23 protein-coding genes and 1 tRNA gene are annotated in these 23,355 nt (G+C 60.8%); 5 read left to right on the top strand and 19 right to left on the bottom strand.

Translation table 11 applies throughout. From position 1 onward, the window contains the following. Nucleotides 1-30: 30 nt before the first annotated feature. The 11 genes from modC to rplU all read right to left on the bottom strand — a co-directional run bounded on the left by modC (nucleotide 31) and on the right by rplU (nucleotide 9,916). Nucleotides 31-1,104 (bottom strand): molybdenum ABC transporter ATP-binding protein, encoded by a 1,074-nt coding sequence (gene modC / locus ACIQJ2_RS20665; RefSeq protein ID WP_400671094.1) that lies wholly within the window; start codon nucleotides 1,102-1,104, stop codon nucleotides 31-33. Continuing rightward, nucleotides 1,101-1,802, bottom strand: a complete 702-nt coding sequence (gene modB / locus ACIQJ2_RS20660; RefSeq protein WP_199149559.1) for a molybdate ABC transporter permease subunit — start codon at nucleotides 1,800-1,802, stop codon at nucleotides 1,101-1,103. The genes modC and modB overlap by 4 nt, the downstream gene beginning before the upstream one ends. Nucleotides 1,803-2,058: 256 nt before the next feature. After that, a complete protein-coding gene (gene modA, locus ACIQJ2_RS20655; protein WP_400671091.1) occupies nucleotides 2,059-2,850 on the bottom strand; it encodes a molybdate ABC transporter substrate-binding protein in 792 nt (263 codons plus the stop codon). Nucleotides 2,851-3,506: 656 nt separating this feature from the next. Next, a complete protein-coding gene (locus ACIQJ2_RS20650) occupies nucleotides 3,507-4,088 on the bottom strand; it encodes a nicotinate-nucleotide adenylyltransferase (RefSeq protein ID WP_400671273.1) in 582 nt (193 codons plus the stop codon). A 37-nt stretch (nucleotides 4,089-4,125) separates the two neighbouring features. Beyond that, nucleotides 4,126-5,409, bottom strand: coding sequence for a glutamate-5-semialdehyde dehydrogenase (locus ACIQJ2_RS20645; protein ID WP_400671088.1), 1,284 nt, complete (start codon nucleotides 5,407-5,409; stop codon nucleotides 4,126-4,128). Further along, a complete protein-coding gene (proB, locus tag ACIQJ2_RS20640; protein ID WP_400671085.1) occupies nucleotides 5,402-6,571 on the bottom strand; it encodes a glutamate 5-kinase in 1,170 nt (389 codons plus the stop codon). The genes ACIQJ2_RS20645 and proB overlap by 8 nt, the downstream gene beginning before the upstream one ends. Then, complete coding sequence (obgE, locus tag ACIQJ2_RS20635; protein ID WP_400671083.1) at nucleotides 6,568-7,680, bottom strand: GTPase ObgE; 1,113 nt, start codon at nucleotides 7,678-7,680, stop codon at nucleotides 6,568-6,570. Before obgE ends, proB begins: the two co-directional genes overlap by 4 nt. A gap of 267 nt (nucleotides 7,681-7,947) precedes the next feature. Beyond that, nucleotides 7,948-8,535 carry a GNAT family N-acetyltransferase gene (locus ACIQJ2_RS20630; RefSeq protein WP_400671080.1) on the bottom strand — a complete coding sequence of 196 codons (588 nt, stop codon included), beginning with the start codon at nucleotides 8,533-8,535 and terminating at the stop codon, nucleotides 7,948-7,950. Next, complete coding sequence (locus ACIQJ2_RS20625) at nucleotides 8,532-9,167, bottom strand: GNAT family N-acetyltransferase (RefSeq protein WP_199149566.1); 636 nt, start codon at nucleotides 9,165-9,167, stop codon at nucleotides 8,532-8,534. The genes ACIQJ2_RS20630 and ACIQJ2_RS20625 overlap by 4 nt, the downstream gene beginning before the upstream one ends. A gap of 129 nt (nucleotides 9,168-9,296) precedes the next feature. Further along, complete coding sequence (rpmA, locus tag ACIQJ2_RS20620) at nucleotides 9,297-9,566, bottom strand: 50S ribosomal protein L27 (protein WP_092846384.1); 270 nt, start codon at nucleotides 9,564-9,566, stop codon at nucleotides 9,297-9,299. A 32-nt stretch (nucleotides 9,567-9,598) separates the two neighbouring features. Next, the gene (gene rplU, locus ACIQJ2_RS20615) at nucleotides 9,599-9,916 is read right to left on the bottom strand and encodes a 50S ribosomal protein L21 (RefSeq protein ID WP_400671076.1); all 318 of its coding nucleotides are present in this window, start codon (nucleotides 9,914-9,916) and stop codon (nucleotides 9,599-9,601) included. Nucleotides 9,917-10,221: 305 nt separating this feature from the next. On the opposite strand from rplU, the gene ACIQJ2_RS20610 reads away from it, so the two are divergent. Beyond that, nucleotides 10,222-10,311: transfer RNA gene (locus tag ACIQJ2_RS20610), tRNA-Ser, on the top strand. 58 nt (nucleotides 10,312-10,369) lie between these two features. On the opposite strand, the gene ACIQJ2_RS20605 is transcribed toward ACIQJ2_RS20610, so the two are convergent. From ACIQJ2_RS20605 to ACIQJ2_RS20585, 5 genes are all read right to left on the bottom strand, one after another. Further along, nucleotides 10,370-10,765, bottom strand: coding sequence for a cupin domain-containing protein (locus ACIQJ2_RS20605; RefSeq protein ID WP_400671074.1), 396 nt, complete (start codon nucleotides 10,763-10,765; stop codon nucleotides 10,370-10,372). A 229-nt stretch (nucleotides 10,766-10,994) separates the two neighbouring features. Then, nucleotides 10,995-11,582 carry an IMPACT family protein gene (locus ACIQJ2_RS20600; protein ID WP_400671072.1) on the bottom strand — a complete coding sequence of 196 codons (588 nt, stop codon included), beginning with the start codon at nucleotides 11,580-11,582 and terminating at the stop codon, nucleotides 10,995-10,997. A 253-nt stretch (nucleotides 11,583-11,835) separates the two neighbouring features. Further along, nucleotides 11,836-13,515, bottom strand: a complete 1,680-nt coding sequence (locus ACIQJ2_RS20595; protein ID WP_400671070.1) for an ABC transporter permease — start codon at nucleotides 13,513-13,515, stop codon at nucleotides 11,836-11,838. Between the two features lie 11 nt (nucleotides 13,516-13,526). Continuing rightward, the gene (locus tag ACIQJ2_RS20590; RefSeq protein WP_400671067.1) at nucleotides 13,527-14,486 is read right to left on the bottom strand and encodes an ABC transporter substrate-binding protein; all 960 of its coding nucleotides are present in this window, start codon (nucleotides 14,484-14,486) and stop codon (nucleotides 13,527-13,529) included. A gap of 136 nt (nucleotides 14,487-14,622) precedes the next feature. Further along, entirely contained in the window at nucleotides 14,623-15,693 is a 1,071-nt protein-coding gene (locus ACIQJ2_RS20585) for an ABC transporter ATP-binding protein (RefSeq protein ID WP_400671064.1), read from the bottom strand. Nucleotides 15,694-16,226: 533 nt separating this feature from the next. On the opposite strand from ACIQJ2_RS20585, the gene ACIQJ2_RS20580 reads away from it, so the two are divergent. Further along, nucleotides 16,227-17,591 (top strand): GGDEF domain-containing protein, encoded by a 1,365-nt coding sequence (locus ACIQJ2_RS20580; protein ID WP_199148596.1) that lies wholly within the window; start codon nucleotides 16,227-16,229, stop codon nucleotides 17,589-17,591. Nucleotides 17,592-17,752: 161 nt separating this feature from the next. Beyond that, entirely contained in the window at nucleotides 17,753-18,415 is a 663-nt protein-coding gene (locus ACIQJ2_RS20575) for a flavin reductase family protein (RefSeq protein WP_199148597.1), read from the top strand. 51 nt (nucleotides 18,416-18,466) lie between these two features. Here the strand turns inward: ACIQJ2_RS20575 and ACIQJ2_RS20570 are convergent, their stop codons facing one another. Then, nucleotides 18,467-19,078, bottom strand: a complete 612-nt coding sequence (locus ACIQJ2_RS20570; protein ID WP_199148598.1) for a TetR/AcrR family transcriptional regulator C-terminal domain-containing protein — start codon at nucleotides 19,076-19,078, stop codon at nucleotides 18,467-18,469. A 75-nt stretch (nucleotides 19,079-19,153) separates the two neighbouring features. Here ACIQJ2_RS20570 and ACIQJ2_RS20565 point away from each other — a divergent pair, with 75 nt between their 5' ends. After that, complete coding sequence (locus tag ACIQJ2_RS20565) at nucleotides 19,154-20,335, top strand: TCR/Tet family MFS transporter (RefSeq protein ID WP_400671059.1); 1,182 nt, start codon at nucleotides 19,154-19,156, stop codon at nucleotides 20,333-20,335. 141 nt (nucleotides 20,336-20,476) lie between these two features. Here ACIQJ2_RS20565 and ACIQJ2_RS20560 read toward each other — a convergent pair whose 3' ends face one another. Beyond that, entirely contained in the window at nucleotides 20,477-21,394 is a 918-nt protein-coding gene (locus ACIQJ2_RS20560) for a DUF1003 domain-containing protein (RefSeq protein ID WP_400671057.1), read from the bottom strand. A gap of 475 nt (nucleotides 21,395-21,869) precedes the next feature. On the opposite strand from ACIQJ2_RS20560, the gene ACIQJ2_RS20555 reads away from it, so the two are divergent. Then, complete coding sequence (locus ACIQJ2_RS20555) at nucleotides 21,870-22,826, top strand: phytanoyl-CoA dioxygenase family protein (protein ID WP_400671054.1); 957 nt, start codon at nucleotides 21,870-21,872, stop codon at nucleotides 22,824-22,826. Between the two features lie 39 nt (nucleotides 22,827-22,865). Here ACIQJ2_RS20555 and ACIQJ2_RS20550 read toward each other — a convergent pair whose 3' ends face one another. Then, entirely contained in the window at nucleotides 22,866-23,351 is a 486-nt protein-coding gene (locus tag ACIQJ2_RS20550; protein WP_400671051.1) for a DoxX family protein, read from the bottom strand. Nucleotides 23,352-23,355 lie beyond the last annotated feature (4 nt).

Here is a 23,355-nt window from a genome sequence, read left to right as displayed (position 1 = left end):
AAACCGCTGCGCACTTTTCCTGGAAATGCTCTATTGTTCCAGTGCCACGGTCTTGATGACCGCATGGATCGGCAGGCCCACCCGTAACCTCAGTCGCTCGGCCGAGAATTGCGTGATGCGGGCCGTGACGATATCGCCACCGCAATCGACCCTGACCTCTGCCGTTCCGTCCGCAGCCGTGCCGATATCGCAAACCTTGCCGTCGAGAATATTGAGGGCGCTCAGGCCTTCCGGCCGTGTGGTCGCCAGCATGACGTCGCGGGCTGGGATATGGACGCGTACCGTCTTGCCGACGGTCGCAGCCTGACCGGGAACGAACAGCTTTGTCGTTTTCAGGGCGACGACGGTGAGGTGATGCCGGTCGTCCAACGATTCCACACGGCCTTCCAGGAGCACGCCGGCTTCGCGACGATCTGTAGCCAGCGGACCGGACAGTTGGCTGAAGACATCGGCGGCAGCACCGATCGTTTCCACCTTGCCGTCGTGCATGACGACGACGCGGTTGGCAAGGCGCGCCACCTCGGCAATGGAGTGGCTGACATAGATGATCGGTATCTTCGTCTCGTCGCGCAGCCGTTCGAGATAGGGAAGAATTTCCGCCTTACGGGCTTCGTCGAGCGCCGCGAGCGGTTCGTCCATCAGCAGAAGCCGAGGAGAGGATAACAGGGCACGGCCGATCGCGACGCGCTGCTTCTCTCCGCCGGAGAGCTTTGCCGGCCGTCGATCGAGAAGTGTGCCAATGCCGAGAAGATCGACAACGCCGTCAAAGCTCTCGCTGCGTCCGTTTTTGGGCGCGAACCAACGGCCGTAACTGAGATTCTGCCGCACGGACAAATGTGGGAACAGCCGCGCCTCCTGGAAGACGTAGCCGAAGCGCCGACGATGGCGCGGCACGAAAAACTGCCGGCTTGTATCGGCAAGTACGGTGTCGTCCAGGCTGATGCGGCCGTGATCGGGCCGGGTGAGGCCGGCGATGATGCGGACGATCGACGTCTTGCCCGAGCCCGAGCGACCAAAGAGGGCCGTCACACCGCCATCGGAGGTGAATGCGGCCTCCAGAGAAAAGGCGCCGAGGCGGTGGCGGATGTCGACGGAGAGGGTCATTCGAAATCCACCCTGCGGCCGGCGAGATAGGCGAGGAATTCGGAGGCGAGCAGCGCCGCCATGGAAATGACGATGGCGACGATGGTGAGCCGCATGGCGCCGGCGTCGCCACCGGGGACCTGGGTGAAGGTGTAGATAGCCGAAGACAAGGTCTGCGTCTCGCCCGGAATGTTTGAGACGAAAGTTACGGTGGCGCCGAATTCGCCCATGGCCTTGGCGAAAGAGAGGATCATGCCGGCAATGATGCCGGGAAGGATCAGCGGCAGCGTGACCGTCGCGAAGGTCCAGATGGGGCCGGCGCCCAAAGTGCCGGCGGCTTCTTCCAGCTTGCGGTCGACGGCCTCGATCGACAGACGGATACTTCTGACCATCAGCGGAAAACCCATGACACCGCAGGCCAGCGCCGCGCCCGTCCAGCGGAACGAGAATACCAGGCCGAAATATTGCTCGAGCAGCGACCCGATCGGCCCCTTGCGGCCGAAGAGAATGAGAAGGATGAAGCCGGTGACGACGGGCGGCAGGATCAAGGGCAGGTGGATGATGCCGTTGAGGATCGATTTTCCCCAGAACCGGCCGCGCGCGAGCAGATAGGCGGCAGCGATGCCGAAGGGCAGGCTCACCAGCATGGCGACGATCGACACGCGCAGGCTCAGCTCTATGGCCGTCCATTCGTCGCTGCTCAAACCCAATGCGTCCAAATCCTGCCTCTTGAAACAAATCGGGCTCGCCATGAACCGGCGAGTCTACAGCATCGGCCCGAAAATCGGAATCGATTTTCGGAAAGCCTGATGCGTAGATTCAAGGAGATAGAGCGCCTTTGTGCTTCCGAAAGGAAGCACGACGCTCTAGGTTTTTGTTTTCCCTATCCCGGATGTCTGGAGCAATTCCAGGAAAAGTGCATAGCAGTTTTCCGTCCGGAATTGCGCAAATGCGAGAAAGCTCCAGCGATGATATTTATCGCTTCAGGACAGTGAAACCCTCATGCTCGAAGAAGGGAACAGCCTTAGCCGATTTCAGGTAATCGAAATAGGCTTGCACATCCGGGTTCTTGCTGCTCGCGGTGATGGCGATCGGGTAGACGATCGGCGGATGGCTGTCTGCCGGGAAGGTGCCGACGACGGCGACGCCCGGATCGGCCGAGACATCGGTCTGGTAGACGATGCCAAAGGGTGCTTCGCCACGCGAGACCAGCGCAAGTGCTGCACGCACGCTTTCGGCGCCGGCGACTTTCTTTTCAACCGAAGCCCATACGCCGAGCTTTTCCAGCGCCGTCTTGCCGTACTTGCCAGCCGGCACCGATTCCGGCTGGCCGATCGCCAGTCGGCCATCGCCGAGCAGGGCAGCGAGATCGAAGCCGTGCTTGATGTCGACGGGCTTTGCCTTGTCCTTGGCGGCAACGAGGACGAGCTTGTTGCCGAGAAGGTTCACCCGGCTGTCGTCCTTGATCAGTTTCTTGCCGGCAACATAGTCCATCCAGTTGGTGTCGGCGGAAATGAAGATGTCGGCCGGCGCGCCGTTTTCAAGCTGCTTGGCGAGCGGGCCGCTCGCGGCGTAGGAAACGGTGACTTCCTTGCCGGTTTCCTTGGTGAAGGCGGCATCGGCATTGTCGAGCGCGTTCTTCATGCTGGCGGCAGCGAAGACGACGATCTTGTCGGCGGCAAAGGTCGGTGTGACCGAAAGCCCGAGCCATGCGGCTGATAGTGCGGCGGTTGCAAGCTTGATCCATCGGCGTCGGCTGGTAGCCATCTTATTTCTCCCCAAAGATGTCGACATGCATCGAGAGATATAACGACGCGCGAAGCTTGGCTAGGGATGTGTTTGGAAAAATATATCGCCTACCGCCATCTAACCCTACGAAATTTATGGGTTTTCTATTTTGTGGCGCATATAGCCGCTCGCGGGCATTGCGAAAACGCATGGCTCATCCGCCCAACGGATTGGCGAACGCTCACGAAACAAGACGCAACGTTACGAACCGTGGATTTTATGCGGATTTTAGCTGGTGTACGTTTGTTCGGATAATGTCTGAATGGCATCCAAGAAGCAAAAGAAGCGATTTTTGGGCAAGAATCTTTTGGATGTATGCGTCTATTGCATTGCTGCATTGCGCAATCGATTATTTATCAATTGGTAAAACCTGCTAAAACATAAGCATCGAAACGGCGATCTCCTCCTCCCAATGCCGTTCGATATGGATCAGCAACTCTCCTCCTCCCAGTTGCTGATCAGGTTTAAAGCCCGACGCATCCTCCTCCCGCGTCGGGCTTTTTATTTTCTATCTTCCCGAAAAAAATCAGTTGGTTAGAGCGTTTCTGCTCTTCGATGAATCGTGGAAACGCTCCATCTTCTTGTGTTTACGCATTCCGGACGGAAAACCGCTGCGCACTTTTCGTGGAAATGCTCTATTGCGCCGCGCGTAACGCTGTCGAGCTGAGCGCCGAGCGTGGCCCGTGGATGAAGGTCCAGGCCGGCGCGCGCTTCTTCCAGAGGACGCGGGCATCATCTTCGTCGACGCGCGCATAATGGAAAGTCTTTGCCATTTTGGCGGAGAGATAGGAGAGCGTCGATCCTGGCCGGTCGATGACGGCGATCGGGAATGTGCGGGCGATTTCTTCCCATTTCTGCCAGAGATGGAATGTGTTCAGGCTATCGGCGCCCATGATCCAGATGAAGTGGATATGCTTGTTGCGTGCCTTCACATGCGCCAGCGTATTGGCCGTGTAGCTCATACCCAGCTTTTGCTCGAATGCCGTCACCTTGATGCGTGGATCGTGCAGCATCTGCTCGCTGAGTGCAATGCGCTCGGCGAGCGGCGCCAGGTGATTGTGGTTCTTCAACGGATTGCCCGGTGTCACCATCCACCAGAGCTGATCGAGACCGAGCCGTCGAATGGCGATCTCGGCCACCAGGGCATGGCCGCGATGCGGCGGATTGAAGGAGCCACCGAATAGACCGACCACCATGCCGCGCTCGGCATGGGGCATGCGCAGATAGCGTTGATCGACCTCTTCTTGCAGCACGTTAGGGCCGTATCTGTCCGGTGCCGCGCACGCGATATTTGAAGGAGGTGAGCTGCTCGACGCCAACAGGCCCGCGAGCATGCATCTTGCCGGTGGCAATGCCGATTTCCGCGCCCATGCCGAATTCGCCGCCATCGGCGAATTGCGTCGAGGCATTGTGCAGCAGGATCGCCGAGTCGATCTCGGTGAAGAAGCGTTCGACGACGGCAGGATCCTCGGTGATTACGGCTTCGGTATGGTTCGACGAATATTTGCCGATATGGGCAATCGCGCCGGAGATACCGTCGACCAGAGCGACCGAGATGATCGGCGCCAGATATTCCGTCGACCAATCCTCTTCCGTTGCGGCCTTTGCGCCGGGCTCAAGCTTGAGGACTTCGGCGGAGCCGCGGATTTCGCAGCCTGCGGCGGCAAGTCCGTCAAGGAGCGGCTTCAGATGCGTGGAGGCGACCTTGGAATCGATTAGCAGCGTTTCGGCTGCGCCGCAGATGCCCGTGCGGCGCATTTTGGCGTTGACGACAATGGATTTTGCCATGTCGAGATCGGCCGAGGCGTCGATATAGAGGTGGCAAAGACCCTCCAGATGGGCAAAGACCGGTACGCGCGCCTCGGCCTGCACACGGGCGACAAGGCTCTTGCCGCCGCGCGGCACGATAACATCGATATTGCCTTCCAGGCCACGCAGCATGGCGCCTACGGCGGCGCGATCGCTGACGGGCACCAGCTGGATGGCATGTTCCGGCAGGCCTGCAGCCTTCAGACCTTCGACCAGGCAGTCATGGATTGCCTGCGAGGAGCGGCGGGAATCGCTGCCGCAGCGCAGGATCACGGCATTGCCGGCCTTCAGGCAGAGCGCACCGGCATCGGCCGTCACGTTCGGGCGGCTTTCGAAGATGACGCCGATGACGCCGAGCGGCGTGCGGACGCGCTCGATCTTCAACCCGTTCGGGCGGTCCCAGGCGGCGATGACTTCGCCCACTGGATCCGCCAGCGCGGCGATGGCGCGGATGCCCTCGGCCATCTCAGTGACGCGCTTGTGGTTCAGCGTCAGGCGATCGACGAAGGAGGCGAGCATGTCCGTGCCCTCGACATCCTTCAGATCCCTAGCGTTTTCAGAGAGGATATGATCCTTGCGGGCAAGAATGGCATCCGCCATGGCGTTCAGCGCCTTGTTCTTGCTGTCAGTCGAAGCAAAGGCTAGAGGTCGCGACGCAGCCCGGGCCTTGCGGCCGATATCGTTCATCAGCGCATCAATGTCGGGGCTTTGTGCGACGGTATCAAGCATGAGCTTCATCCTTCTTCGATTTCTCGGCCTTCGTCTTGACGGACGCGGTCATGACGAGGTCGTCGCGGTGCACCATGGCGGCGCGGCCGGCATAACCAAGGATCGCCTCGATCTCCGCCGACTTGCGGCCGGTGATCTGGCGGGCTTCTTCGGCATCGTAGCCAGCAAGGCCACGGGCAATTTCACGGCCCGAAGGACCGATGACGGCAACCGTGTCGCCGCGGCCGAAATGGCCAACGACCTTGCGCACACCAGCGGGCAGCAGGCTCTTACCGGCTCCGAGTGCGGTGACCGCGCCGTCGTCGACATGCAGTTCGCCAGCCGGCTGTAGCTGTCCGGCAATCCAGGTCTTGCGCGCGGTGACGGGCGTACCCGACGGGGCGAACCAGGAAGAGCGGGCGCCGCTTTCGATCGCGTGCAGCGGACGGTCCGTCTTGCCCGACGCGATGATCATGGCGCAGCCAGCGCCGGTCGCGATCTTGCCGGCATCGATCTTCGTGCGCATGCCGCCGCGCGACAGCTCGGAGGCGGCGCCGCCGGCCATGGCTTCGATCTCCGGCGTGATTTCGGCGATGGTATCGAGGAATTTCGCTTGGGGATCGAGATGCGGCGGAGCTGTGTAGAGCCCGTCTATATCAGACAGCAGCACCAGAAGGTCGGCGCCGGTCATGGTGGCGACGCGAGCGGCGAGCCGATCATTGTCGCCATAGCGGATTTCGCTCGTCGCGACCGTATCGTTCTCGTTGATGATCGGGACGGCGCCGATCTTCAAAAGCTGGTTGATGGTGGCGCGGGCGTTCAGGTAACGGCGGCGCTCTTCGGTGTCGCCGAGTGTCAGCAGGATCTGACCGGCGACGATATCGTCATGCGAGAGGCTTTCCGACCAGGCGCGCGCCAGCGAAATCTGGCCCACGGCCGCGGCGGCCTGGCTCTCCTCCAGCTTCAGTGCGCCGGAGGGCAGGTCGAGTACGGAGCGACCGAGTGCGATGGCGCCCGAGGAGACGACCAGAACGTCGATGCCCTTGGCCTTCAACGCCGCGATATCGGCGCACATGCCGTCGAGCCAGGATTTCTTCAAGCCGGTCTTGCGATCGACCAGAAGAGCAGAGCCGATCTTGATGACGATGCGGCGGTAACGGTCGAGCGGCTTGCGGGCAGTCATCCCTGCTGGTCCCCGTCGTTGCTGCGATGTTCGTCTTCATCCTCACCGGCGTCGTCCGAGAGCTGCATGTCACGGTGCCGCACCTTGGGTGCCTTGGCCGGCTTGTCCGCCTCGCCTGAATTGGCTTCGACGATGACGTCACGCAGCGCGCGCAGCACTTCCGTCATCCCACGCCCCGTGATGGCGGAAATCTGGAAGGGCGTTCTGCCGCAAGCACGCGCCAGCTCGCGCGTCTTCTTCTTCAGCGTTTCCTCGTCGACCACGTCGATTTGCGATAGCGCGACGATTTCCGGTTTGTCGGGGATGTCGTTGCCGTAAGCCTCAAGCTCGTGCTTCACGGTCTTGTAGGCCTTGCCGACCTTTTCTTCCTGGGCGGAGACCAGGTGCAGCAGCACGCGGGTGCGCTCGACATGGCCGAGGAAGCGGTCGCCGATGCCGACGCCTTCATGCGCGCCCTCGATCAGACCGGGAATGTCAGCCAGCACGAATTCCTGGCCGTCGATGGTGGCGACGCCGAGATTGGGGTGCAGCGTTGTAAATGGATAGTTGGCGATTTTCGGCCGCGCGCGGCTGACGGCTGCGAGGAAGGTCGACTTTCCGGCATTCGGCAAACCGACGAGACCGGCATCGGCGATCAGCTTCAACCGCAGCCAGAGGGTCTTTTCCTCGCCCGGCAGGCCGGGATTGGCCCAGTCCGGAGCCTGGTTGACCGAGGACTTGAAATAGGCATTGCCGAAGCCGCCATTGCCGCCGGGCGCCAGGCGAAAGCGCTGGCCTTCCTGCGTGATGTCGCAGATCAAGGTTTCGCCGTCTTCCTCGAAGATCTGCGTGCCGACGGGAACCTTCAGCGTCACGTCGGCACCCTTGGCACCGGCGCGGTTCTTACCCATGCCGTGCATGCCGATCGTGGCCTTGAAATGCTGCTGATAACGAAAGTCGATCAGCGTGTTGAGGCCGTTGACGGCCTCGACCCAGACATCGCCGCCGCGGCCGCCATCGCCGCCGTCCGGGCCGCCGAATTCGATGAATTTCTCGCGCCGGAAGGAGACGCTACCCGCGCCACCATCGCCTGAGCGAATATAGACTTTTGCTTCATCGAGAAATTTCATCTTACGTCCGTCACCCGGTGTCGGCGCATATCCCTTCGGATCGAATGGGAGTCGGAAAAGCCTATGCGCTCTTTATCGATTTCCGCCGCCCTTTGTGCATCCGTGAATGCGCATCGGCCGGCTGTTTACCCGTCATGTCGCCTTCGATATAGGCGCTTCGGGCTTAGGTCAAAGAATATCGTGCGGTCTTCGTGCCAGAAGATGAAGAACAGCGCGATTGATGCGGTGCTATCGCCGGCAAGGCCGGCGATAGCAGGTTTCAAGACGTCATGCTGCCTGCGACAGCCGCAAAGCCCCCGGCCTCAGCACGGTTTCGATGTGCGGAACCATGGTGTTGCGAGCGAAGCTGTAGAGCTCCGAGCATCCGATGATCTCGAAACCGAGCTTCTGCTGCAGCTTCAAGGACGCCGGATTGTCGGCGAAGGCGCCGGAATGGACGGCGACATCGGGCATGCGGCGGGCAAAACGCTCGAGCGAAGCCTTGACCGCTTCGGTCATAATGCCTTGCCGCCAGTAGAAGCGGTTCAGCCAATAACCGAGGTGCCAGCGGCCGTGGCGGAGCTCGATGCCGACGTTGCCGATATGGGCATCATCCCGCTCGGTGATGGCCAATTCCCAATCAGCCCCGAAGCCGGAGGTGTGCTCGACCAGCCAGTCGAGCGCATCCTGCCGGTCATAGGGCGCGGGTACGCGAGCCAGCATGCGGGTGACGGCGAAATCTGAAAGCGATTCCGCAATCATATCGGCGTCGCTGAGCCGGTGCGGGCGCAGCGTCAACCGTCCAGTCTGGATGACCGGCGTCGGGCCGGGCATCAGCATCCTGTCATTGCGGCGGTTGAGGGCGAGCGCGTTCATCTCATGCCTCCCCAGCTACGCAAGGATATCCAGGTCTTGCGGTCGAGCCTGTACCATTCGACCGGCACGGTGCTGCCGAGTGCGAGCGACGCGGCAAGGCCGGACCCCTGGAACTGGAAACCGCACTTCTGAACGACCCGCCTCGATGCGACGTTCATGACCCTGCAGCGAGCATCGATCTGAGCGACGTTTTCGCGCGTCCGGAAGACCATGTCGACCAGCGCATGCGCGGCTTCCGTCGTGTAGCCCTGGTTCCAATAAGGCTCGCCCAGCCAGTAACCGATCTCGACCGTGTCCGGGTCGGCCGTCGGCTCGACGCCGCAGCATCCTAGAAAGGCGCCGTTGTCGGCTTTCGTAATCGCATAGACGCACTTGCCAATCTCGCCAAGCTTCGTGCGTCGCACGAAATCGGCGGCATCATTGGTCGTATACGGGTGCGGCATACGCGATACCATAGTAGCGACATTGGCGTTGTTGGCGAGATGGGCAAGGGCGTCGATGTCTTCTTCGTGGGGCGCGCGCAGAACGAGCCTTTCCGACAGTAAGACAGGGCAATCGGTCCTTAACCGTTCCGGCCTCAGCCGCTCTTCGGGAGACCTTGATTGGTCTTCCCTTAACAATTCGCCTTGCATGGTTCAGTCCTCCTTGGTTGAGGGTAAAGAAAAAGGGGAGATGGCGTCCCATCTCCCCTGTTTTCTGGACTGAACCTGATACGCTCAGCCGGGTCGATGAGACGCCGGCTGTTTTAGAGCGCTACCGGCTTATTCCGCTGCTTCCGCTTTCGGCATTACAGACACGTACACGCGGCCATTGGCCTTCGTACGGTAGTTCACGTTGCCCGCCGTAAGCGCAAAAATCGTGTGATCCTTGCCGAGACCAACGTTGGTGCCCGGGTGCCACTGCGTGCCGCGCTGACGCACGATAATGTTGCCTGCGATGACGGCTTCGCCGCCGAACTTCTTCACGCCAAGGCGCTTGGATTCGGAATCGCGACCGTTGCGCGAGGAACCGCCAGCTTTTTTGTGTGCCATTGGAGTTCTCCTTTAAACCCTGATCCCGTTACTTACTTGGCAGCCACGATGTCCGTGATACGGACAACTGTGTGGTGCTGGCGATGGCCGCGCGAACGCTTCGAGTTCTGACGACGGCGCTTCTTGAAGGCGATGACCTTCTTGCCGCGGTTGTGCTCGACCACTTCGGCCTTGACGGAAGCGCCCTTGACGAAGGGAGCACCAATCGCAGCGTCGGCGCCTTCGCCGATAACGAGGACTTCGGTGAATTCTATGGTGCCGCCGGCGGTGACTTCGAGCTTCTCGATGGTCAGCACGTCGTTTGCTGCCACTCGGTACTGCTTACCGCCGGTCTTGATGACTGCGAACATTTTTTATCCTTTCATGTTCGTTCCGGCTCTCTCGCCATATGGGCGAGCGGCCGTCTTTTTATCAGTCTAGGTTTAGCAGGGATCCAAAGGCCTTAGCCTTCAAAAAGGTCTGCCGGTGAAGCCCTGCTGAAAGCTGGGCTGGCAAGGCGCGGACTTATCCACACCTATTGCGCCGCACGGGATATATAAGCGTCCCTGATCTGTCAAGGCAAAAGGATGAAAAGCTTTCATATTCACCCTTGCCATCGTCTCCGACTGTCGCTATGAGACAGCCCGCGCTGAGACACGCGCCGACCAGCATAACCGGAGAGGTGGCAGAGTGGTCGAATGCACCGCACTCGAAATGCGGCATACCTGCAAGGGTATCGTGGGTTCAAATCCCACCCTCTCCGCCATCTGGCTGCAATTGTCGGCCGACATGAAGCGATATCCCGACATCCAGCCGAGACCTTCTCAGTTTTCCGGGAAGCGATAGACCACGTCGGCGAATGAGCCGGTCGGGAAGACGTAGAAAAATTTCAGGTTGCCTGCCGATTCGTTGCGGATGCCGTGTTCGGCATTGCCGGGGATGAAGACGGTGGTGCCGACCTTGACCGTGGTTTCCTGCCCCTCGATCTGAACGATGCCGGTTCCCTCGAAGATGAAATAGATTTCCGACGGGTCGTGGCGATGGGGCTTCAGTTCGCCGCCGGGCGCGAGTTCGGCGATGCCGGCGCTCATGCTGTCGGTGGGGGTGATGTCGCTGCTGAGCAGCGTGTGCCAGGATATGGAGCCGTGGAGAGGATCGTTCCATCCGTCGCGCGGGCGCTCCTCTGCGGTGGTGATAACCGCCTGCGATCGTTTTGTCATTTTGCCTCGAAACGCTGTGTCAGCAACCGTCCGGAACGGTGTCACACCCGCAGAGAATGTCAACCGGACTGGCATCGGATGGTCGTGCGCTCGAATGCACCCTGCGTGGGGTATGGCATGGCACGATGCGTATCGTGGGCCTGTACTCTGCTTTCGCTGCTCAGTTCGAGCGCAACAGCGCAGTGACGGTGCTTTTGCCTTTCAGGGGCTGTGTTCGCAAGCTGATGCCCTATTCCTGCCTATCGACAACCACTCGACCGCTCGTGAGGTCCGTGACCATGCGCAGGATGCCGTCGGCGTCCGCCGCGGGGATGCTCAAGGTCAGTACGGCGCCGGTGGCGATGAATTGTTCTGCTGATATGCCGGTATCCGCGAGCGCGGCGAGGCGCGATTTCAGCAAAGCGAGATCCGAGAACAGAACCTCCAGGTCGACGGAGATCTTGGGGACGATCCTGGTCTTTTCCGCAGCTTGAAGGCAAAGGGCTGCGGTGCCGCCATAGGCCCTCATCAGCCCGCCGCTGCCGAGCAGGATGCCGCCGAACCAGCGGGTCACCACGACGGCGACGCAATCCAGTTCCTGTCCATCGATTGCCTGGAGGATCGGCTTGCCTGCGGTACCGCTCGGTTCGCCGTCGTCGTTGAACCGATAGTTCTGTCCGATACGCCATGCCCAGCAATTGTGGTTGGCGTCCGCGGCCGCATGGTCTGCAATGAAGTCTCTCGCAGCCTGTTCGTCAGCCACAGGGCCGGCTGTCGCAAGAAAGCGGCTGCGCTTGATATCCTGGGAATGGCTGCTGGCGGTCATGAGCGTAAACATGAACCGTTCATAGAGCGTCGGACTTCCTTACGGAAGCGCGACGCTCTATCTCTTTGCAGCTGCGCATCAGGCTTTCCGAAAATCGGTTCCGATTCTCGGGCCGATGCTATTGCGCAGAAATATCAATTTTCCGACAGGCAGGCCCCGGCGATCTGCGGTGAGGCGAGGGGGGGAGGTGCGCGCAGCACCGCGCGCACGGCCATGCTATGGAAGAACGTGGTGTTTATTAGCCGGCAAACATCAGCGTGGATTCTTATTCTGCGACGAGACCGCTGCGGCGCAGAAGCGCGAGGAAGGCAAGCGGAATGAGCGTCGTGACGATGATGGTCACGAAGGCCATGGCCATGCCAAGACCGATCGAGCCCTGCTCGAACTGCCGCCAGATGAAGGTGGCGATGGTCTGCATGCCGACAGGTGCCAGGACGATGGAGGCGACGAGTTCACGCGATGCCAGTGCGAAGACGAGGAGCATGGCGGATGCGAGGCTTGGCAGCACTAGCGGGAGCAGGATGCGGCGGAAAGTGGTCAGCGTGCCGGCGCCGGCAACGCGGGCGGCGGCCTCGAGATTGTCGCCGATCTGCTGGAAGGCAGCCGAGGAATAACGCGCCGTCTGCGGCAGGAGAATGCAGCAATAGGCGAGCAGCAGGATGATTGCGGTATTGTAAGGCGTGAAGGGCAGGCCCGGCATGTTCCAGACGAGGATCAGGCCGACGGCGACGACGATGCCGGGGAGCGCATTGGGCAGCACGGTCATGATGTCGATCAGCATGCGGCCGCGCATCTTCGTCTTGACGACGGCATAGGCGGATGTGACGCCGATAAGACCTGTGATGACGGCGGTGCCGATGCCGAGCGCCAGACTGTTGCCGAGCGCGGCGAGCGCGCCGGCGCTATTGCCGAAGACGGAGGCGAAATTGTCGAGGCCGAGATTGCTGGCGACGAGGCCTCGCGAGATCGTCTTCGACAGCGCGGTGGCGAGGATCGAGAGCATGGGCACGCCCGTCGCAAGGAACGAGACGATGCCGAAGGCCAGCAGAACCGGTGCCGTCAGGCTCCCAAGCGGTCGCTTGTCCTTGTTCTGCGGCTTGCCGCTGACGGTCTGGTAGGAGCGTCGCGAGAGGATCCGGCGCTGGATGAGGAATGCGATCAGCGAGATGATGACGAGGGTCAGCGACAGGATGGCGGCGCCGGGCAGGTCGATCGGCCAATCGCCGATGCGAGTGTCGATGCCGGTGACGAGAACCTGGAAGCCGGCGCGGCGCCCAAGCGCTGCCGGCGTGCCATATTCCTCGATCGCCGCTGCAAAGACAAGCAACAGGCTGGCGGCAAGGCCGGGGGCGGATAGCGGCAGCGTGATGCGCCAGAAGGCGCGTGCCGGCGAAGCGCCGAAGACGCGGCCGACATCGGCATAGCGGGCGCCGACCGCCTCGACCGTGCGCGAGACGGCGAAGTATACCACCGGAAAAGTGTTGAAGGTCATGACCACGGTCATGCCCGTCAGCGAGAACAGGGTGGAGGCGAGATTGAAGCCGGCGAGCTGCTCCAGATAGCCGCGCGGCTGCAGCGTCATGATCCAGCCGAGCGTGGCGATATAGGGGGGAATCATAAAGGGCGTGAGCAGAAGCACATCCCAGAGTGGCGCGAAGGGAATGCGGTAGAGGGCGCGCAGCACGCCGAGCGGAACGGCGACGAGGGCCGAGGCCAGGACGACGGCGCAGCCGAGAATGACCGTATTCGCGGTCATCCCCAGGAGCGCTTCGTCGGCCAGCGTCTTGCCGATGGCCGAGAAGGGGGCCGCAAACGAGCCTTGCCCCAAGGAGGGGAAGACTGCCTGCAGCACGACGGCCGCGAAAGGAAAGGCAACGATGATGATCAGCCCTAGGCCAGCCAGCCACGCCGCCGGCACTGGAGCGCCTGTTCCTTTCGTCTTCATCGCATAAAGCCTTACTTGCCGCCGAACAGATCGCCGACCTGCTTCAGGATTTCCTTGCGCTTGCCGTAGACGGCGTTGACGTCGTAATCGAGCAGCTTGAGATCGCTGACGAGGGGACGCGAGGCCGGGATGTCGGAGCGGGCCGGCATCAGGAAGGTGCCGGCGACCGTCTTCTGACCTTCATCCGACAGCATGTAGTCGACGAATTTCTTGGCTTCTTCCTGATGCTTGGACCAGTTCAGGATCATGACCGGACGCGGCGCGATGACCGTGCCGGATTGCGGGAAGACGACGTCGATGCTTTCGCCCTTGGCCTTGGCGGCGAAGGTGATGTAGTCGACCGCACCGAAGACGGCGGCCTTGGCGCCCTGCAGCACCGGGTTCAGCGCTTCGGCATTGGCGCCGGCGATGATGGCGCCGTTACCCTTGAGTTCCCTAAAGAGCTTATAGTCGTCCTTGCCGCCGAGGGCCGCCGTCAGCTCGAAGGACGAACCGGACTGGGCGGGATCCGGAATATTGACGAGATCCTTGAACTCCGGCTTGGCGAGATCGGCCCATTCCTTCGGCTGGGACGTGCCGCTCTTGGTGTTCCAGGCGATGCCGAGCGCCGAGACGCCCTGAGCAACCGCCGTATCGGTCTTCAGGAATGCCGGGACTTTTTCGGCATTCGGGCTGGTGTAGGACACGAGCCAGCCGCGCTTGGCGAAATCGGTCGCCGTATCCCAGGAAGCCGAGATCAGCACGTCGACGACGGGATTGGCGGCTTCGGCCTCGATACGTGCCATGACCTTGCCCGTCGTTGCCTGGAAGACGTTGACCTTGATACCGCTCTGGGCGGTGAAGCCGGCGGAAAGCTTGTCGATGAGGTTCTGCGGGCCGGCGGTGTAGACGGTGATGTCGGCACGGGCGACGCCGCTCAGGAGTGCTGTCGAAATGACAAAAATAGCGATATGCTTCAGTGATTTAAACATTTTTTCCTCTCTATGACTTCGTGATTTTGTCGTTAAAGCGCATCGCGATCCCTACGATTCGCTTCTCGCGCCTGACGTCTTTGGTTTCGTGCATGTCGTTGTCGCAAAACGGCTGCACATTTTTGCGCGACCTGCATCAGAACCACAGGATGCCGCTGCTATCGACGGAAAGGCCGATCTGTTCTCCAGGGCGGATCTTCATCGGGCTCAGAACCTGAAGTTCGATGCCCGTTGCGCCGTGCGGGGCGGCGGTGACGAGATGCCCGTCACCTCTGAAATGCGAGCGCAGAGCTGTTGCGGGCAGGCTCGGCCATGTGGGCTCGGCGAGCGATATGGCGCGGGTGGGGATGAGAATTCTGGCCTTCTGTTGGCCGGGTCGCGCCGTGTCCGACAGAACATGCGGGCTGCCCGCCAAGCGCCAGCCATCATCGTGCCATTCGAGATCGGCGGTGCTGCCAAGCCGCAGGAACTCGGCGACTTCAGGCGAAGCCGGGTTTTCGATCAGGATATCCGGCGAGGCAAGTTGAGCAATCCTGCCGGATCGCATGATGGCAACTTCGTCGGCGAGCGTCAGGGCCTCACTGTGGTCGTGGGTGACGTAGATTGCCGTCAGTCCAAGCGTGGCGATCAGCTCGGCAAGCTCGCCGACCATGTTTTCACGCAACTCGCGATCGAGATTGGACAGGGGCTCGTCGAACAGGATGAGCTGCGGCTCGGCAACGATCGCGCGGGCGATGGCGACGCGTTGCTGCTGACCGCCGGAAAGGTCGCTCGGGCGGCGATCGGCAAGGGCCGCCAGACCGACGCGTTCCAGTGCCCGCATGGTGCGCTGTTCGCGCTCAGCCTTCGAGACGCCACGCATTTCGAGCGGGAAGGAGACATTGCCGCCAACCGTCAGGTGCGGCCACAGCGCATAGTCTTGAAACACCATGCCCAGGTTGCGTTTCTCGGGCGGCACGAAAGTCCTTGCCGCCGCATCGGCGACCACTTGGCCCGAAATGGTTATGTTGCCTTTGGTGGGCGCAAGAAGGCCGGCGACCAGGCGCAGAAGAGTAGTCTTCCCGCAGCCGGAAGGCCCGAGCAAAGCGAGCGTTCGTCCCTTGGCGAGCGAAAGATCGATGCCGCCCAGAACGATCGTCTTATCGTAATGAAGTTCCAATCCTGTTGCCGAAACGGCAGCCTGGATCCGGTTTGGGTCACTTGTCATCGGAAAATCGGTGTCTCTAAAAGCTACAAGCCTGAGTAGAGGCGCAGCATGACAGCGGCATGACAATGATGTGACGAATTTGCTGCGAGAAGGCAGCCGAGGGCTGCAATGTCAGTGCTGCGCAACCAACAGAGGGGCGTGGTACATCGGCAGGCCGATGAAAGTTGATTTCTCCTCGTGTCGTTCGTCGAATGATTTATTCAACTAATAAATAAGATTTTGATCGATTAGATTGGCAATACAGCCATTCGTCTTTGGTGTGGCGGAAGGGGTTTACTCTTCATTTTAATCGGTTATTGAGCCACCGGAATCATCTGTTCAACTCTGCATCGTCTCGATCTGCAATCGAACTGTCAGAATGGTGGCAGGCGGCGGAATAAGCTGCGCGCCGGCTTCGCAATTCCTTCTCAGCTTCGATGCGGGAATGGAGTTCGTGGATGAATGTGCCTCCGAAGCCCGATCTCAAGAGGGCTGGGCATCGATCGAATGGCGCGATATCAGGGACCGATTTTTTGAGCCGAGAAAGCACCGTAATGCCTGAACGTATCGCACGGGAATGGAACAGCCTTGTCGAGCGGACGTCGACGGAAACGCACGAGATCGTCTATGCGATCGTCCACGAACACGAGGAAGAGCTACGGCAGCGCTACAGGGCCTATCTGGAAGGGGATCCCGATCTTGCATCCCTCATTGGCGAAGGCGCAAACTTGGCGGCCTTCACCACGCGGTTCCTGGAGTGGATGAAAAAGCTCGTCGATCCGAGGGCCACGTCGGGCCAGATCTTCTTCTCGGAGCAGGATAGCATCGGTGAGGCCATGGCGCGTATCGGCTTCCCGCCGCACGCGGTCTCGCGGTCCATCCGCAAGATCAAGCTTTGGTTCCTGCGGCACCTCGCGGAGGCCGATGTCTCGCGGCAGCAGCTGGTCGATGCGATGGCCTTCGTCATCGGGCTGTTCGATATTGCTCTAGAAGTGCGCGAAGAGAGCTATCAGAAGGGCGTCGCCTCCAATGCGCGGGTCAACGAAGCCTACCGTCTTCATCTGCTGGGTCAGAATCTGGCGATGGAGCGGGAGCGGCAAAGGGCTGCCCTCATGGAGTGGGGGCACGGGCTTCTCGCCACCTTCTATCAGAATGCCGCTTCCAGCGAGCTTCCCCGGCTTTGGAAGAGCGAATTCGGCCTGTGGCTGAACCACAAGGCCCACATCCTCTTCGAACGCGAGCCGAAGCTTGAGCTTATCAAGCAGCTCGTCAACAAAGTCGATGGCGAACTGGTCCCTGCGTTGGAACGGGCAAGTTTCGAGGACCGGTCCCAGATCCGAGACGGGGCGGGGAGGATCGAAGAGGAGCTGTCAGCAATCAAGTTCCTGCTGAATGGCATCTTCGAGGCGCATATCGAGGTCGAGAGCGGCCGCGACCCGCTCACGCAGCTGCTGACGCGCCGGTTCATGCCGTCGGTGCTGATGCGTGAGATACAGCTGCAGAAAACGCCCGCCGCCACAGGCTTCTGCGTGCTGCTGCTGGATATCGACCACTTCAAGCGCATCAACGATACGCATGGCCACAAGGTCGGCGATGTGGCGCTCAGGTCGGTCGCAACAGCAATGACGGAAAGCGTCCGGCAAACCGATTTTCTCTTCCGTTACGGCGGCGAAGAGATGCTGATCGTGCTTGTGGAGTGCGACGAAGCGATGGGTATGCAAGTCGCGGAAAAAATCCGCGCGCAGATCGCGAAGCTTTCCATTCCGCTTGCCGATGGCGACAGGCTTGCCGTCACCGTCAGCATCGGAGTTGCCGCCTTCAAGGAAGAGCTCGACTACGAGCGCATCCTGGCGCGCGCCGACAAGGCCGTCTACGAGGCCAAGGAAGCCGGGCGGAACAGGATCGTCGCGGCGGCCTGACGGCGATGATATCGGGCCGCGTCGCAAAACCAGGATGCAATTTTGCGGCGGCCCGTCGTTGCGCGTCGGCTGGCATGACTTCCAAATCTCATAGTTCGGCCGTAACCGAACTATGAAATGAGCGGTTGGACTAAGCTGCAGCTCTCAAAGGAGAGTTTGCAATGTTGACCAGCATAGCCGCATCCACGCCCGCCGAGAGCACCGGCGAGCATATCGTCATCAAACCGAGCGTGCTCTATGTCGGCACGCCCGTCGTGCTGATTACCAGCCTCAATCCCGATGGCACGACGAATATCTCGCCCATGTCTTCGGCTTGGGCGCTCTTCGATCGTATCGTTCTCGGCCTTACAGCCACCAGCAAGGGACGGGAAAACGCCATGCGCGAGCGCCAGCTCGTGTTGAATTTCCCGTCTCCGGATCTTTGGCCCAAGATAGAAGCGCTGGCCCCGACCACCGGCCGCGACCCGGTTCCCCCACACAAGGAAAAGATCGGCTACCGTTTCGAGGCCGACAAGTTCGACGTATCCGGTTTCACGCCGCAGGCGTCCGACCTCGTCCGCCCGCCTCGCATAGCCGAATGCCCGATCCAGCTTGAGGTTGAAGTCGTTGCCTCGCATGCTCCCGGCGGCGAGTGGCCCGCGGAGCGGCAGGAGGATTTCTGGATCATAGAGACGAAAGTGCTCCGCGTTCATGCGCACCGGGATATCGTCATCCCGGGTACGAACCATATCGACACCGGCCGATGGAGCCCGCTGCTGTATGTGTTTCGCCACTACTTCGGCACCGGTCCGGATCTTGGCCGCACCTTTAAAGCCGAGGCGTGAGGCCTGCTTGCGACCGTCTCGCAGCCTGCCTCTCGCCATTCTTGCGGCGCATCAGGTCTGGTTCACGGCCTCGGCGCCGCGGATCAGCAGATCGAGACCTCTTTCGAAGAAAGCTTCGTGCCCGTTGGCGCGATAATGCGCGATCGCCTTGGCGAAGGTCGGGTGGCCTTTTGCGGCGGCGTCGAGATCCGGCCGATCCGGTGCGCCTGCCCCATCGGCCTGCTCTTCCAGGACGCAACCCACCACGTAGCGGCCGATCGCGATCTGCAGTTCCAGTGCCTGGCCCGGCGTGAAGCCGGCGGTGCTCAGGCAGCTAAGCTGAATCTCGATCGTATCGAGATCGGAAGGGTCGGCCTCCGTTCCCGCATGGACGCGTGCTCCGTCGCGCCATGCCAGCAGGGCGAAGCGGAAGCTACGGGCATTGGCGCGCAGGAAGTCCTGCCAGGTCTCGCCCGGTTGCGGCGTTCGGCGGCTGTGATTTCGCTTCAACATTTCAGTGTTCATCGCCGCCAGCAGGCTCTGCTTGCCCTTGAAATGCCAGTAGAGCGCCGGCTGCTGCACGCCGAGGCGCTGAGCGATCAGCCGTGTGGACAGCCCGTCGATCCCCACGTCGTTCAAGATGGTCAGCGCCGTGTCGACGATCTGGGCCCGGTCGATTTTCATGGCATCTCCGATTGACAGTTTCGAAGCCATAATTTATCAGCGATAAAGTTCCTTATCAACGATAAGTTTTGTGCTATGAACAAGATGCTCTTGACCATCCTGTCCGTCGTCGTTCTCGACGCCGCCGGTACGGGCCTCGTGATGCCGATCCTGCCGGAGCTTCTTCGCAGCGTGGCGCATACGCCCGATCTCGGCTGGCGGTACGGCGCGTTCCTGTCGCTCTATGCCGCGCTGCAGTTCCTCGCCGCTCCCGTCCTCGGGACATTGAGCGATCGTTATGGGCGCAGGCCGGTGCTGCTGGTCTCGCTGGCGGGCGGGATGATCGACTACGCCTTCATGGCATGGGCGCCGGGTTTCTGGTGGCTGTTCCTCGGACGCGCCGTTGCCGGCTTCACGGCTGCAAACGCGTCCGTCGCGGCGGCATGCCTTACCGATATTACGCCCGAGGAGAAACGCGCGCGCGCTTTCGGGCTGCTCAGTGCCTGCTTCGGCATCGGCTTCATTCTCGGCCCTGTGATCGGCGGCGTGCTCGGCACGGTTTCCATTCGAGCGCCATTCGTCGCGGCGGCGCTGCTTGTCATGGTGAATTTCATCCTGGCGCTCACCGTTCTGCCGGAAACGCGCAGCGCCAAGCCGGAACGCCTCGATCCGGCCGCTTTCCATCCGCTGGCGCCCTTGCGCTGGATCGGCGCGTTTCCGGCATTGCTGCCGCTGCTTTTAATGTCCGTCATCCTCAGCATGGTCGGTGAAATTGGCGGCACCATCTGGGTGCTCTACGGTCAGGACAAGTTTGCGTGGGACACGGCGACCGTCGGCCTTTCGCTTGCGGGTTTCGGCCTGTTTCATGCGCTTGCCCAGGCCTTTGTCGCCGGTCCGCTGAGCGAGCGTTGGGGCGAGCGGCGGGCGCTCGTTGTCGCGATCGTCTGCGACAGCGCCGCCTATATCGCAATCGCTTTCGCCACGCGCGGTTTCGTTGCCTTCCTGCTCTTTCCGCTGTTTTGCCTCGGTGGCATCGGCCAGCCCGCATTGTTGTCGATGATGACGCAGCGCGTGGGGTCGGAGGATCAGGGGCGCATGCAAGGCGTGTTGGGCAGCCTGACCAGCCTTGCATCCGTCATCGCGCCCTTGGCCATCAGCGAGATCTACTTCGCGTCCAGATCCGTCTTCCCGGGCCTGGTCTGGATCCTCGGCGCCCTGCTTTATCTTGCCTGCATGCCGATGTTGCCTGCGACCCAGAGAAAGACGGCCGATGCGTGAACTTAAGGGCCGGCGGCAACATGATATTTCACGTGAAACGTCTGGCTTGCATCACGTGGAGGGGGCATGAAAAAGCGGGCCGAACGGCCCGCTTGTCGTAGCGTCATAACGGAAGCAGGCCCGGAGCGAGCTCCCGCCAAGTCAATTCACGGAATCGTCCGGATCGGGATCCTTGGCCTTGACGAACAGGCTCTTGAGGCCGCTGGTCTTTGCTTTCGCAGCCTTGTTGGTCTTCAACGCGCGTGTGGCGGTCTTGGCCTGTTCGAGCATCATTTCGATCTGGATCTGCTGGATTTCGGTCAGGCGCTCCCATTGGCGGTTGAGGAGATGGTCGACCTTTTCATGCAGGTGACGAATTTCCAGCTCGGCCTTAAGGTTCACCTTATAGTCGTTGAGCGCATGCAGGCGGTCCTTCTCTTCCTGGCGTCGCTGGCTCATCATGATCACGGGCGCCTGCAGCGCTGCGATCGTCGACAGCACAAGATTCAGGAGAATGAACGGATAGGCATCGAATGCCTCTTTCTCGCCTATGATGACGTTGACGGCCATCCAGACCGCGAGAAACAGACAGAACGAGATGATGAAGGTCCAGCTGCCGCCAAAGGTGGCGACTGCATCCGCCATACGGTCGCCGATGGAGCGGTTGTCTTCGTAGTCCTCTTCGATGTTCTCGGCGAGCGTATCATGGGTCTTCAGGCTCTCGACCACCTCGTCCTCGAGGTTGGAAAGCTCGCCTCGCTCGACCGTCAGAAGCTGGGCGATGTACTGGGCGCGATAGTCGTCCATGACCTTGCGGCTGACATAATCGTCGGCGCGAAGCTCGGGATGCTTCAGCCGCATGAAATCCGCCAGGGATGGGCGGAGGTCATCGACGTGCACCGCATCCTTCTTCTTCAGCGTCTGGCCGGTAATGGCATCGACGAGCTTGACGGACTTGGCCTTCGCCCGGGCTAGACTTTTGGTATAATCGTCCATCTCCACGACGGTCGGGGCTTCGCCCTCGCCGGCATCGAAGTCAACAATTCCATCCGCGGGATCAAAGGTCTTCGTTTCCGTCATCTATGGGGGCCTTCTTTCATGTGTTGCCGCTCATTTAGCCAACAATGCCAACAGGAATGTGACTGTTAGAAGACAGTCATGTCGAGCTGACCTCAAACTCTTCCCGCTGTGTCGATGCCATGGCTCCGTTCGCGTCTGTCGAAGGAGCAATAACACCACTCTCCTAAGTAACGGCAAATGAGATGTGACGTTCCGGTATTCATTTTGGGCGCGCTGTCGATTTTCAAGGGCGAAAAGCAACCGTGCCGCGATCTCCGGACGCCTTCAAAAGCCCCGCGTGTCGATACGGGAATTTTCTACCGTTTGAATCAAGTTTATGATTTTCCGCCCCCTTGACCAAGGGCGGCAGGCTTCTATTTGCCGCGATGCACAGCACATTCGCTGCTGCGAATAAACGCTAAAGTCTCAATGAATTAATAGCAACAGGATGTTGATCCTGTCGCTACGGCTTTGCACGCGTGTGGAGAGAATAGCCATGCATAATTCCCCGGCAAAAGACCTCGAGTCCATTGCGCGGCAAGGCGGGCGCTTCAAGCGCATGGCCGTCAGGATACCGACCTATCTGACCGATCTTCGGGAAAACCCGGCATGGCTGCCGATGTTCCTGTTGGCGCGAACCCTGCCGTTTCGGCGCATGCATTGGTTCGCAACCAGGCAGCGCGTTTCGCTGCCTGTTTCCGGTACGTCGATGTTCGCCGGGCTCGAGCGCCGAGATGTCGTCGCTGCACTGCGGACGGACGGGATTTTCTCCGGCCTGATGCTGCCCGATCCTATCCACCGGGAGATCGCGGAATTCGCGCTGACCACCGGCTGTTTCGGCAATTTCAGCCGCAAGCTGGAGTTCGTCGCGGGAGACCACAGGCAAGCGGAAACCCGTTTTGAACGGCCGATCCTCAGCGGTCATTTCTTCGAGCGCTCGCTGGATTGCGATGCCGTCATGGCGGTGCAGCGCGATCCGCTGCTGATCGACGTCGCCCGACAATATCTCGGCGGGCAGGCCAAGGTGATTACCACGCGCATCTGGTGGAGCTTTCCGACGCAGGCTTCGGAAGCGGATCGTAGCATGGCGTCGCTCGACAAGTATCATTTTGATCTCGACGACTGGCGTATGCTGAAATTCTTCTTCAATCTGGTTGACGTGGACGAAGGCACCGGGCCGCACGTCTTCGTCAAGGGCAGCCACAGGCGGCGGCGCGTCAAGCATCAGCTGACCCTGCTGGTCGGGCATTCGGCCGACGAAGTGCTTGATTATTACGGGCAGGAGAGCGCCGTCACGCTGACCGGCAGGGCCGGTTCGGGTTTTGTGGAGGACCCATTCGGCTTTCACATGGGCACCGTCCCCACGCAAAAGCCGCGCCTGATGATGGAAGTCGGCTTCGGCGTTTCCAAGCCGTCGCAGCGCCGCTTCCACGGGGAACCTGTCTTGCGGTAGGCCCCCCGCGCTCGGGCAATTATCCAGTTTGCTTCGATGTCACTTTGCCCGGCCAAACCGCCTGGCGATGAAATGATCGAGCGCGATCCGCCCCGGCCCGCCAGCGATGATGACCAGGAAACACGTTGCCCATGTCCCATGGGTTGGCCAGGCGTCCGGATAGACGAAGATCTCGATCACCAGCGTCATGCCGAGCAGCGCCAGCGCCGAAAGCCGGCTCGCCAAGCCGATGACGAGCAGTAGCGGAAAGAAGTGCTCGCTGAAGGCGGCGATATGCGCGGCGATCCAGGGATCGACGAGAGGCAGTTTATATTCCGTCTGGAAGAGATAGACCGCGTTGTCCGTCACATGCCAGCCATCGACCTTGGTCTGGCCGGATTGCCAGAAGACGGCGGCGATCGACAGGCGCGCGACGAGCGCGATCAGGTCGTGCGGGATGCGGTCGAGAAGCTTCAAGGCGCCGTAGAGCCTTTGAGGCATGGTTTCAGCTTCGGCCGCGGTGGCCGTCATCATTCGGTCTTGCATGTCG

Source organism: Rhizobium sp. NPDC092011, assembly GCF_044756305.1.
Lineage (GTDB): Bacteria > Pseudomonadota > Alphaproteobacteria > Rhizobiales > Rhizobiaceae > Rhizobium.
Note: the sequence above shows the minus strand (reverse complement) of the source record. Positions and strands in the feature narration are given on the sequence as shown.